Origin of the sequence: uncultured Caulobacter sp., assembly GCF_947036865.1 — a bacterium.
Classification (GTDB): domain Bacteria; phylum Pseudomonadota; class Alphaproteobacteria; order Caulobacterales; family Caulobacteraceae; genus Caulobacter.
Genome location: NZ_CAMQSF010000037.1, coordinates 26,239 through 35,984 on the forward strand (window position 1 = coordinate 26,239; position 9,746 = coordinate 35,984).

Annotated in this window: 12 protein-coding genes and 1 pseudogene; 3 read left to right on the forward strand and 10 right to left on the reverse strand. The window is 69.3% G+C overall.

Translation table 11 applies throughout. The features are described 5' to 3' along the window. Window positions 1–45: 45 nt before the first annotated feature. Window positions 46–408: a helix-turn-helix domain-containing protein gene (locus Q0V34_RS16495; RefSeq protein WP_297513998.1), complete on the reverse strand. Its 363-nt coding sequence runs from the start codon at window positions 406–408 to the stop codon at window positions 46–48. A 193-nt stretch (window positions 409–601) separates the two neighbouring features. Between Q0V34_RS16495 and Q0V34_RS16500 the strand changes: the two genes are divergently transcribed. Both Q0V34_RS16500 and Q0V34_RS16505 read left to right on the forward strand, forming a co-directional pair. Then, entirely contained in the window at window positions 602–982 is a 381-nt protein-coding gene (locus Q0V34_RS16500; RefSeq protein ID WP_297514000.1) for a nuclear transport factor 2 family protein, read from the forward strand. Window positions 983–993: 11 nt separating this feature from the next. Further along, window positions 994–1,215 carry a 4-oxalocrotonate tautomerase family protein gene (locus tag Q0V34_RS16505; protein ID WP_297514003.1) on the forward strand — a complete coding sequence of 74 codons (222 nt, stop codon included), beginning with the start codon at window positions 994–996 and terminating at the stop codon, window positions 1,213–1,215. Between the two features lie 29 nt (window positions 1,216–1,244). Here Q0V34_RS16505 and Q0V34_RS16510 read toward each other — a convergent pair whose 3' ends face one another. The 7 genes from Q0V34_RS16510 to fdxA form a co-directional block, all read right to left on the reverse strand. Beyond that, window positions 1,245–1,619 carry a DUF6491 family protein gene (locus Q0V34_RS16510; protein WP_297514006.1) on the reverse strand — a complete coding sequence of 125 codons (375 nt, stop codon included), beginning with the start codon at window positions 1,617–1,619 and terminating at the stop codon, window positions 1,245–1,247. Window positions 1,620–1,733: 114 nt separating this feature from the next. Next, window positions 1,734–1,955 (reverse strand): hypothetical protein, encoded by a 222-nt coding sequence (locus Q0V34_RS16515; protein ID WP_297514008.1) that lies wholly within the window; start codon window positions 1,953–1,955, stop codon window positions 1,734–1,736. Between the two features lie 12 nt (window positions 1,956–1,967). After that, window positions 1,968–3,149, reverse strand: a complete 1,182-nt coding sequence (gene nhaA, locus Q0V34_RS16520) for a Na+/H+ antiporter NhaA (RefSeq protein ID WP_297514010.1) — start codon at window positions 3,147–3,149, stop codon at window positions 1,968–1,970. Window positions 3,150–3,324: 175 nt separating this feature from the next. Next, window positions 3,325–4,548, reverse strand: a complete 1,224-nt coding sequence (locus Q0V34_RS16525) for a TonB family protein (protein ID WP_297514013.1) — start codon at window positions 4,546–4,548, stop codon at window positions 3,325–3,327. Beyond that, window positions 4,545–4,916 (reverse strand): BlaI/MecI/CopY family transcriptional regulator, encoded by a 372-nt coding sequence (locus Q0V34_RS16530; RefSeq protein ID WP_297514016.1) that lies wholly within the window; start codon window positions 4,914–4,916, stop codon window positions 4,545–4,547. The genes Q0V34_RS16525 and Q0V34_RS16530 overlap by 4 nt, the downstream gene beginning before the upstream one ends. Window positions 4,917–5,066: 150 nt before the next feature. Then, window positions 5,067–5,570 (reverse strand): CarD family transcriptional regulator, encoded by a 504-nt coding sequence (locus Q0V34_RS16535; protein ID WP_297514019.1) that lies wholly within the window; start codon window positions 5,568–5,570, stop codon window positions 5,067–5,069. 352 nt (window positions 5,571–5,922) lie between these two features. Next, on the reverse strand, window positions 5,923–6,264 hold the full coding sequence (fdxA, locus tag Q0V34_RS16540; RefSeq protein ID WP_297514022.1) for a ferredoxin FdxA: 342 nt from the start codon (window positions 6,262–6,264) through the stop codon (window positions 5,923–5,925). Window positions 6,265–6,589: 325 nt separating this feature from the next. On the opposite strand from fdxA, the gene Q0V34_RS16545 reads away from it, so the two are divergent. After that, on the forward strand, window positions 6,590–8,626 hold the full coding sequence (locus tag Q0V34_RS16545) for a GGDEF and EAL domain-containing protein (RefSeq protein WP_297514030.1): 2,037 nt from the start codon (window positions 6,590–6,592) through the stop codon (window positions 8,624–8,626). A gap of 33 nt (window positions 8,627–8,659) precedes the next feature. Here the strand turns inward: Q0V34_RS16545 and Q0V34_RS16550 are convergent, their stop codons facing one another. Beyond that, on the reverse strand, window positions 8,660–8,953 hold the full coding sequence (locus tag Q0V34_RS16550) for an RNA-binding S4 domain-containing protein (protein ID WP_297514024.1): 294 nt from the start codon (window positions 8,951–8,953) through the stop codon (window positions 8,660–8,662). Next, window positions 8,950–9,746, reverse strand: a pseudogene (locus Q0V34_RS16555) (phosphonate-binding protein); the annotation flags it as partial. The pseudogene Q0V34_RS16555 and the gene Q0V34_RS16550, both read right to left, overlap by 4 nt.

Sequence of the window (9,746 nt, forward strand, 5' to 3'; positions counted from 1 at the left end):
GCGAGATCGTCGTGGAGCCGTGACCGCGAGCGCAGAGCGAGGAGCCTACCGCGCGGCGACCGGGCCAGGGCGGGACTTGAGGCGATGTCCCACCTCGACGATGGCCGCGAGGGCGGGGATGAGCTCGCTCCCCAGCGGCGTCAGGCCGTATTCCACAGAGGGCGGCGAGGTCGGCATGACATGCCGCTCCACCACGCCCCGGTCCCGCAAGTCCCTTAAGCGCCGCGACAGCACCTTGGCCGAGACGGGCGGGATGTCCGCGCGGAGTTCGCTGAACGGGCGCGGCCCCTCGCGCAGATGCCAGATGACGTTCGGCGCCCAGGCCCCCGAAAACACCGCCATGCACGCGGTCAGCTCGCAGCGTTCGGGCGGCGGCGCGCCGCGGTTCTTGCGCATCTTGAGGCTCATGGAGAAGCCCTCGGTTACCGGGTGGAAACGCGATAATGCGGTATCCATCGGAAACCTGGTTGGCAACGGAAATCCCGCCGCCTAGGTCTGGCGCTCCCGGAGATTGGAGCCCGCCGATGCGCCCTATCCTCAGGCTCGGAGCCTTGCCTCCCCCGCGCGCCGAGGGGCACCGCGCGGTCCGTCGAGCCGCCGCATGAGCGCCGCCGCCTTCGCCGAGATCGCCCGGCTGCTCGCGGATTACTTCGACGGCCTCCATCACGGCGACGTCGAGAAGTTTGCGTCGGTCTTCCATCCGAAGGCCATCTACGCGACGGCCGATCAGCCAGCGTTCCTCCACAGAACCATGGAGGAATATCTGCCCATCGTCGCGGCTCGGCCGTCGCCCGCCTCGCGGGGGGAGCCGCGACGCGATCATATCGACGAGATCCAGTTGGCCGGCGCCAACACCGCGCTGGCGCGGGTTCGCTGTTCGATCGGCGGCGCGGACTTCGTCGACTTCCTGTCGCTGGCGCGCGCGGACGGCCAGTGGCGCGTGATCGCCAAGGTTTTTCAGATCATCGAACGCGAGGCCTGACAGGAGCTCGAATGCCGTACGTCAACATCAAGATCACCCGCGAGGGCGCCACCGGCGAGCAAAAGGCGCGATTGATCGCCGGCGTGACCGACCTTCTCGTGGAGGTGCTGGACAAGTCCCCGGCCACGACCTTCGTGGTGATAGACGAGGTGGCCCTCGAGGACTGGGGCGTCGGCGGCCTGCCCGTCGACGCGTACCGCCGCCGATCCGGCGGGGACGGACAGGAGCGGTAGGCCTTCGAGAGCCCCTTGGCTTTGGAGGCTCAGCGCCGCGTTTTGCGCGCGGCGAGCTCCTCGGGCGTCAGCTTGCGGATGTCGGTGACCGGGTAGCGCTGGATGCCGATCGAGCCGGGCACGATGATCGTCGCGTCCAGGCCCTGGCAGATCCACGAACTCCCGTGCGACTCGATGCCGATCCGCAGGCTCCAATCGATGTCGGGCGACGGGGCGAACAGCTTCAGGCGGTAGACGGTCCGGGGACTGACCGAGACGTCCACCGTCTCGTCGTCGACGACATTGAAGCCGTCGACATCCTGGGCGCGGAAGCAGGACCGTTCGGCCTTTTTCGGGGTGTCGGCCTGGGCGGGCGCGGCGGCGAAGACCGCCAGGGCGGCGACGGTGGGGATCAGAAAACGCATGTCATTGGCTCCTTGGAGCGCCCGCCGCCCGCATGATCGCGCGTCGGCGTCAAAGGTTCAAGTCTCGGCCCCCGCGTCCATAACGCGACAGGGGGATGCAGGGTCCCGAGCGCTTCAATGGTCGCCGCGGGCTTGCTTGTCGGCCGCCCACTTGACGGCCAGGATCAGCGCGCAGCCGACGACGCCGACCAGGGTGGTGGTCGCCAGCGGATGGGCGCCGCACCAGGGCGAGCGGACGATCAGGGTCCTCACGATGACCACATAGCCGGCCGCCACCGCCACCCACAGGACGTTGGCGGGCTTCATCGGGGCGGGGCCGGGTTTGGAGGGGCGCATCGGTGTCTCCTGTCAGGTCCGGCGGCGGGTCAGGCGCAGGATCGTCATGCCCGTGACGGCCGAGACCAGCGAGCCGGCCAGCACGCCGATCTTGGTCTCGTCAACCAGGCGGGGGTCCTGGAAGGCCAGGGCGCCGATGAACAGGCTCATGGTGAAGCCGACGCCGCACAGCACCGCGACGCCGTAGAGCTGACCGAGGGACGCGCCGCGCGGCAAGGCGGCCCAGCCCATCCGGATCAGGCCGAACGCGACCCCGAACACGCCGAGCTGCTTGCCGACGAAGAGGCCCACCGCCACGCCCAGCGGGACGGGGTCTGACAGGGCGGAAAGCCCGATCCCGGCGAAGGAGAGGCCGGCGTTGGCGAAGCCGAACAGCGGGGTGATCACGAAGGCCACCGGCTTGTGCAGGGCGTGCTCCAGCCGATGGAGCGGCGAGGCCTCGCCGTCGCGCAGCGGGATGGTCAGGGCCAGGGCGACGCCGGCCAGGGTCGCGTGGATTCCCGACTTCAGCACCAGGAACCAGAGGACGACGCCGACCAGCGCATAGGGCCAGAGGCGCGTGACCTTCAGGCGGTTCAGGGCGATCAGGACCGCCAACGCCGCGCCGGCGCCGGCCAGGGCCGGCAGGTGCAGCTTGGCGGTGTAGAAGACGGCGATGATCAGGATCGCCGCCAGGTCGTCCATGATGGCGATCGCGGTCAGGAACACCTTGAGCGAGGTGGGAACGCGCGGGCCCAGCAGGGCCAGGACCCCCAGCGCGAAGGCGATGTCGGTGGCCGAGGGAATGGCCCAACCGGCCAGGCTCTCTGGATGGCCTCGGTTGAAGGCCAGATAGATCAGGGCCGGCAGCGCCACCCCGCCCAGGGCCGCCGCGCCCGGCAGCAGCGCGTCGGCGGGCCGCGACAACTGGCCGTCCAGCACCTCGCGCTTGATCTCCAGCCCCACCAGCAGGAAGAACACCGCCATAAGGCCGTCATTGATCCAGTGCAGCACGCTCTCGTTCAGACGAACCGGCCCCAGCGCGAAGCCGAGATGATGCTCCAGAGCCCGGAAATAGGCCGGGGCCCAGGGCGAGTTCGCGACGATCAGCGCCAGGGCGGCGGCGGCCATCAGCGCATAGCCGCCGGCCGCTTCGTCCTGAAGGAACGCGCGCAACGTGCGCCGCCCGCGCAGACTGATGGCTTTCAGCGCCATGCCGCCGCGGCCTCGGGAAGCGGCGAGGGAGGAACCGGGCGACCGCGCCCCCGGCGAGCTTTCGTGGCGTCCATGCGAAACCGCGCCCCTTTCGAGCCTCGCAGCTAGCCCGGTTTGCCGGGCGGGGGCAATCGGAAGGGAAGAGGCGCCCGACGCGGAGCGCCCCCTCGGCGGTCTACGGATGAGCGGCGGCGTTTGAGACCTTATAGATGATCGGGATGGTGACCTTGCCGCCGGCGGTCGGTTTGCCGTCGAGCGAGGCCGGTTTCATCTGGAAATAGTCGGCCAGCCGCAGAGAGGCCTCGCCGAAGCCCGCCGCCGCGGGGCTTTCGGAGCGCACCTTGCAGTTCTCCAGATGGCCGTCGCGCTTGACCCGGCAGTCGATGACCGCACGCCCGTCGAGATTCGCCTTGGCGGCCTCCCCTGGATAGAAGCGCGCCAGGTCATTTCCCGTCGGCTTGGCCGACCAGTCTGGGGCGACGATCGTCGATTTGTGCGGCGCGGGGCTGGCGGCCAAGACCGCGCTGGCTCCCGCCAGGGCGACGGCGCCGGCCAGGGTCAGGCCGACGCGACGGCGCGCGGCGCTCGTGGAGACAAGGTTCAGCATCATCAGTCTCTCCTTCAGGGGATGGAGGCCGGCGGGCGGCCAATGGCAGCCGAACGGCGCGGGAAAGGTGGGCTCCATGGCCGCGCCCAGCAGCAGCTCCGCATAGAGCTTCCGATCGTTGGGGCGGGCGGCCGTGACGGCGGCGTCGCAGGCGATCTCCTGATCGACGCGGAAGCGGCGCGCGCCCAGGTGCGCCAGCGGATTGAACCAGGCCAGACAGCGCACGCCGACAACCAGGGCGTTGATCGCCGCGTCGCCGCGCGACTGGTGCGCGCGCTCGTGGTCAAGGACCAGGCGCCGCGCCAATCCGGTGAAGCGGACTTCGAAGTCGGCCGGCACGACGATGCGGGGTCTCATCGCGCCCAGCAGCATGGGGCCGCCGCCGCGATGTTCGCCTCGCAGGATCTCCGGTTCGCTTCGAAGAGGGCTGAGCCGGCCCAGCGCGCGCACGAACTGGATCTGTCTGGCCGCGAACAGCGCCGCCGAAGCGAGCACGCCGGCGGTCCAGATCGCCGTCAGGAGCGGGGCGAGTTCCGCCGTCCCCCGGGTCAGCGGCGCTACCGGGCCAGCGCCGGCCATCATCAAGGCGACGACCGGAGCGGTGACGTTGGTCCCCGCGCCGAGGGGGACCGCGCTGGCGGCCAGCCAGATCGGCGCGGCCAGCCAAAGCGCGTAGGCGGCCTGCGCGCCGAACCGCCGGCGGACAGGCCGGCGCAAGGCCAGGATCGCCAGGACGGCGAGCGCCAGCACGAGATTGCCGCGAAGCACCGCCGCGAGAATCCCGGCGCTCATTTGCCGATCCGCTCGATGAGGGCCTTCAACTCGGCGACGTCTTCTGCGCTGAGTTTTTCGCTTTCGGAGAAATGCGTGACCAGGGGCGCCAGGCGGCCGCCGAACAGTCGGTCCAAGAGGCCCTGGCTCTCGGCCCCGACATAGGTCCGACGCGAGATCGTCGGCGAATAGAGATAGCGCCGCCCCTCGGCCTGGGCGGTGATGGCCTTCTTCTTCAGGAGCCGGCTGATCAGCACCTTGACCGTGCCCTCGGTCCAGCCCTGCGGCTCGCAGATCTCGGCCATGATGGCTTCCGAAGTCAGGGGGCTTCTTTTCCAGAGCGCCTCCATGACCACGCTTTCCGCCGCGCTGATCTTGGGGTCCGTCATGGCTCGCCTTTCGATGACAAGTGTCAACGCGGGAACGTTGACACTTGTCATCGGCGGCGTCAAGGACGCTTCCGTCACGCAACGCGCAAACAAAAACGTCCCCCGCGTGCGCGAGGGGCGTTCTTAAGATCTGAAGCGGAAAGACCCGCCTTAGGCGGCCTTGACCAGCGACTTGGTCAGGATGCCGATGGCGGCTTCGCGGTCGATGCGCTCGATGGCGGCGACTTCGCGGGCCATGCGGTCCAGGGCCGATTCATACAGCTGGCGTTCCGAATAGGACTGTTCCGGCTGGTTCTCGGCGCGGTGCAGGTCGCGGACCACCTCGGCGATCGAGATCAGGTCGCCCGAATTGATCTTGGCTTCGTATTCCTGGGCGCGGCGCGACCACATGGTGCGCTTCACGCGGGCGCGGCCCTTCAGCGTGGTCAGGGCCTGGGAGACGGTGCCGCCCTCGGCCAGCGGACGCAGACCGGCCGTCTTGGCCTTCTTGGTCGGGACGCGGAGGGTCATTTTCTCGTGGTCGAAGGTGATGACGTAGACTTCGAGCGACATGCCGGCCACTTCCTGGGTCTCGATCGCCTGAATGCTGCCCACGCCGTGGGCGGGATAAACGACGTGATCGCCGACCGAGAATTCCAGACCGCTCTTGCTCATGTTCGTCCTCATCAATGCGGGTCCGCCGGACCCGAACACCGTCTTAACTTCCAAGCCAAAGGCGACAGGTTCCCGCTCCGCGGAATACTGGGCGCGGGGCCAAGCCTGTCAGGATTTGGAATAGACCTCTAAGACACCCTTCGCCTTCGATCGGGCGAGCCGGCTGGGATTGGCTTCTCGAACCGGCTTCTTCGACAAGACGGACAACCGCGAATAGCCGCAGCTGTCACGTCGGCGACGACATTAGCATAAAATTCAGCCCTATGAAAGGGTTGGGTCCAGACAAGCGGGCGCGCGCCGCCCAGCTTTCGCCTGGCGGTCGTGGTTCAGGGCCCGAAAATCGCGGTCGGGATCAGGAACCCTTGCCGGGCTTTTCGCTGAAATACTTCTCGTACTTGCCGGTCTCGCGCTCGAACGCCTCGCGGTCGGCGGGCGGTTCGCCCTTGACCGTGATGTTCGGCCAGACCTTGGCGTAGTCGGCGTTGATCTTCAGCCACTTGCCGTCGGCCTCGTCCTCGGTGTCCGGCTTGATGGCGTCGACCGGGCACTCGGGCTCGCAGACGCCGCAGTCGATGCATTCGTCGGGATTGATGACGAGGAAGTTCTCGCCTTCGTAGAAGCAGTCGACCGGACAAACCTCCACGCAGTCCATGAACTTGCAGCGAACGCAGGCGTCGGTGACGATGTAGGTCATCGAAAACTCGGATGTGGTCGGACGGGTGTCGGCGCGGGCGTTTTCGAAGTCCAGCGGCGGCTTGTCAATGCGGCTTGGCGGCCTAAGGGGCCAGGAAATCTCAAGGCGGACCCAGCGATCCGGCCCGCGCGACCGCGCTGGGCCGCGCCGCGTCGGGTCGTGCCGCGACGACGCGCGAACGGGGCGCAAACCATTTCTTATTGAACGAACCTGAGTATGCGGCCCGGGAAACGCCCAATAAAAACAATGTCGGGAAGCCGACTTCATGATGAGTGACCTCTTGGCTGTCCAAAACACCGCCGATGTCGACGGCGGCCGCCGCGGCATGACCAAGGCGCGCGCCCGGGCCTTTGGCGCGTTCGTTCGAGAGATTCCGTTCGCCGCCGCCTTGCTGGACCGCGATCTGGCGCTGGTGGCGGTCAGTCGGGAGTGGACCCGGCAGGGCCTGGCGCCGGACCTGAGCCTGGGCGACGACGCGGCGGCGGGCGGGCTGGTGGGACCCGAGGACGTCGGGGCCCTGTTCGCCTGCGCCGAGGCGGGCGTGGCCTTCTCGCGCTACGTCCCCACGATCGACGCCTCGGGCGCCCAGCACGTCTGGCGCACCGAGTTCAGCGCCTGCCGCGACGAGCTCGACGGCGGCCAGGAGCCCTATGCGGTGATGGTCACCGCGCGCGACGTGACCGGCTATGCCGAGGGCGTGCTGCGCGCCGAGCGCGACAAGCAGCGCCTGACCATGGCGCTGGAGCTCGATAACCTGCTGGTTCGCGAATACGACCTGCGGACCCACGAGATGTATTTCTCGGGCCACGCGCCCGAGCTGCAGAGGCTGTGCACCTTCAAGGACGATCCCTTGGAGATCGTGCATCCCGACGACCGCCAGCGCTGCGCGGACCTGGTCGCCACGCGCAAGCTGGGCGAGGCGCGGGTGTTCGAGTTCAAGCTGAACCGCGACGACGGGGTCGAGACCTGGGTCCGTTCGGTGGGCAAGATCTTCGTCGGCGCGGACGGCAAGCCCGAGAAGCTGGTCAACCTGTTCAAGGACATCACCGACCGCCGGCGGCAGACCGAGGCGATCGAGACCCTGGCGTTCAAGGATTCGCTGACCGGCCTGCCCAACCGCGCGCTGTTCCAGCACCGCTTCCAGGAAGCGGTGACGGCGTCCGAGACCCTGGGCGAGATGTTCGGCCTGATCATGATCGACGTCGATCATTTCAAGGACATCAACGACACCCTGGGCCACGACGCCGGCGACGCGTTGCTCAAGCGCCTGGCCGGCATGCTCCAGCACGCCTTCCGCGCCGGCGACACGGTCGCGAGGCTGGGCGGCGACGAGTTCGCGGTGATCCTGCGCGGCCTGCGCGGCGAGGCCGACATGACCCGGCCGATCATCAAGCTGCAGGACCTGCTGCGCCGCCCCATCGAGCACGGCGGCCGCAGCTTCACCGCCAGCGCCAGCATAGGCGCGGCCCTGCACGGCGACCCCGACGCCGATCCGGCCCACATGATCAAGAACGCCGACATCGCGCTCTATCGGGCCAAGGCCGCCGGTCGCAACCGCAGCGTCGTGTTCGAGCCGTCGATGCGGTCGGAGGTCGAGCGGCGGCTGGAACTGCTGCGCGACGTGCGCGTGGCCCTGGACGACAACGAGTTCACCCTGTTCTACCAGCCGGTGGTCGACATCCGCGAGAACCGGGTGGCGGGCTTCGAGGCGCTGATGCGCTGGGTGCATCCGGAGCAGGGGGTGCTGACGCCGGCGCGCTTCATGCCGGCCTTCGAGGACCAGGACCTGTCGCTGAAGCTGGGCGACGTCGCCTTCGAGGCCGCGCTTGCGCAGATGCGGGCTTGGCTCGATCAGGGCGTCGAGTTCGGCCGCGTGGCGGTCAATATCAGCTCGGCCCAGTTCCGCTCCGGACGACTGGCCGAGGAGATCCAGGAGCGCCTGGCCCGCTGGAACGTGCCGTGCGAGCGCCTGACCATCGAGGTCACCGAGAACGTCTATATGGGCTGGGGCTCGGACCTGGTCAGCGAGACGGTCCGCCGCCTGCACGAGGCCGGCGTGATGATCGCGCTCGACGACTTCGGCACGGGCTATGCCAGCCTGGCCAACCTGCGCCAGTTCCCTATCGACCGGCTGAAGATCGACAAGTCCTTCGTCCAGAACGCCGAGGACGAGGCGATCGTGAAGGCGGTCATCACCCTGGGCTCGTCGATGGGCATGAAGGTCGTGGCCGAGGGCGTCGAGGACGCCGCCCAGCTGAAGGCGCTCGAGCACTATGGCTGCGACCAGGTGCAGGGCTATCACTTCGGCCGCCCGATGCCGGCGAACGAGGTGGCGGAGTTTTTGAAGGGGTTTGGCGGCTGAAGCCCTTCCCCCATCAAGGGGGAAGGGAGTGGTCTAGCCCTCCACCGCCTCGTACAGCCCCCGCGCCTCGGTCGCCGGCCCGCGGCGTTCGCCGCAGTCCAGGATCCGGATCGAGACGACCCGGCCCGCCAGGGCGAACACCAGCACGTCGCCGGGCTTCACCGTCCGGGAAGGCTTGTCGATCCGGCTCTCGGCGCCGGCGCGGGTCAGGCGGATGCGGCCCTCGTCGACGAACTTGGCCGCCAGGGACCGGGTCTTGAAGAAGCGCGCCCGCCACAGCCAGACGTCGGCCCGGGCGCCGTCGTTCGGGGACGTGGCGTCGCTCACGACGCGGCCTGACGCGGCGCGGCCGGCTTGCGGCGGCGCGGACGCTTGCGACGCGCGGGCGGCGGCGGTTCGGTCAGCTTGGCCAGGGCCGCGAAGGGCGAGTCCGGCCGCGCCTTGACCGGCTTCTGCTCCAGCTTGGCCGCGCCGCGCCGCTTCCACACGATCGGCTGGTCCGGCTTGGCGCGGATGGCCGGCGTGTAGTCCAGAGCGCGCAGGATCGCCGCGCCCTGCTTGGCGGTCCAGCCCAGGCTCGCCAGGGCCGCGTCGGTCAGCACGACGCCGCCTTGCTGCTGGGCGTCGCGGAGCAGGCCGTCCAGCGTCTCCAGCGCCTCGACCGGAACGCTGAACCCCGCCACGGCGCGCAGGCCGCTGGCCGACAACTCGCGAGCGCTGGGCTCGGGCGAGGGCAGGGGCTCCAGGGTCGAAAGCGCGCCGCGCCAGCCGGTCGGGTTCAGCGCCCGGGCGCAGGCCACGGCCTCGGCCCGGATCACGCCGGGGCAGTAGAGGCTGAAGGCGCCGATCCGCACGCCCAGGCTCTTCAGCGCCCGGCGCTCGGCCTGGCTGAGGGCCTTCAGTTCCGGGTCGACCGGGCGCTTGTCCAACACGCCGCCAGCCTCCAAGAGGCGGTGGGCGACGCCGCGCGGCAGGCCGCGCAGCTCGCCGCCGGCCAGGGCGCGCTCCAGTTTGCGCAGCGGGGCCAGGCGCCTGTCGACCTCGGCGGCCAGGAAGGCGTCCAGACGGCGTTCGGCCCGCTCGCGGGCGGCGGCGGGGCCCAGCTCGCCCAGCAGGCGGG

Bases quoted from the DNA above. Each gene is read 5' to 3' on its own strand.
- Q0V34_RS16495 (WP_297513998.1), bottom strand. From the start codon at position 408: ATGAGCCTCAAGATGCGCAAGAACCGCGGCGCGCCGCCGCCCGAACGC.
- nhaA (WP_297514010.1), bottom strand. From the start codon at position 3,149: ATGGCGCTGAAAGCCATCAGTCTGCGCGGGCGGCGCACGTTGCGCGCG.
- fdxA (WP_297514022.1), bottom strand. From the start codon at position 6,264: ATGACCTACATCGTCACCGACGCCTGCGTTCGCTGCAAGTTCATGGAC.
- Q0V34_RS16505 (WP_297514003.1), top strand. From the start codon at position 994: ATGCCGTACGTCAACATCAAGATCACCCGCGAGGGCGCCACCGGCGAG.
- Q0V34_RS16525 (WP_297514013.1), bottom strand. From the start codon at position 4,548: ATGAGCGCCGGGATTCTCGCGGCGGTGCTTCGCGGCAATCTCGTGCTG.
- Q0V34_RS16510 (WP_297514006.1), bottom strand. From the start codon at position 1,619: ATGCGTTTTCTGATCCCCACCGTCGCCGCCCTGGCGGTCTTCGCCGCC.
- Q0V34_RS16515 (WP_297514008.1), bottom strand. From the start codon at position 1,955: ATGCGCCCCTCCAAACCCGGCCCCGCCCCGATGAAGCCCGCCAACGTC.
- Q0V34_RS16535 (WP_297514019.1), bottom strand. From the start codon at position 5,570: ATGAGCAAGAGCGGTCTGGAATTCTCGGTCGGCGATCACGTCGTTTAT.
- Q0V34_RS16530 (WP_297514016.1), bottom strand. From the start codon at position 4,916: ATGACGGACCCCAAGATCAGCGCGGCGGAAAGCGTGGTCATGGAGGCG.
- Q0V34_RS16500 (WP_297514000.1), top strand. From the start codon at position 602: ATGAGCGCCGCCGCCTTCGCCGAGATCGCCCGGCTGCTCGCGGATTAC.
- Q0V34_RS16545 (WP_297514030.1), top strand. From the start codon at position 6,590: ATGACCAAGGCGCGCGCCCGGGCCTTTGGCGCGTTCGTTCGAGAGATT.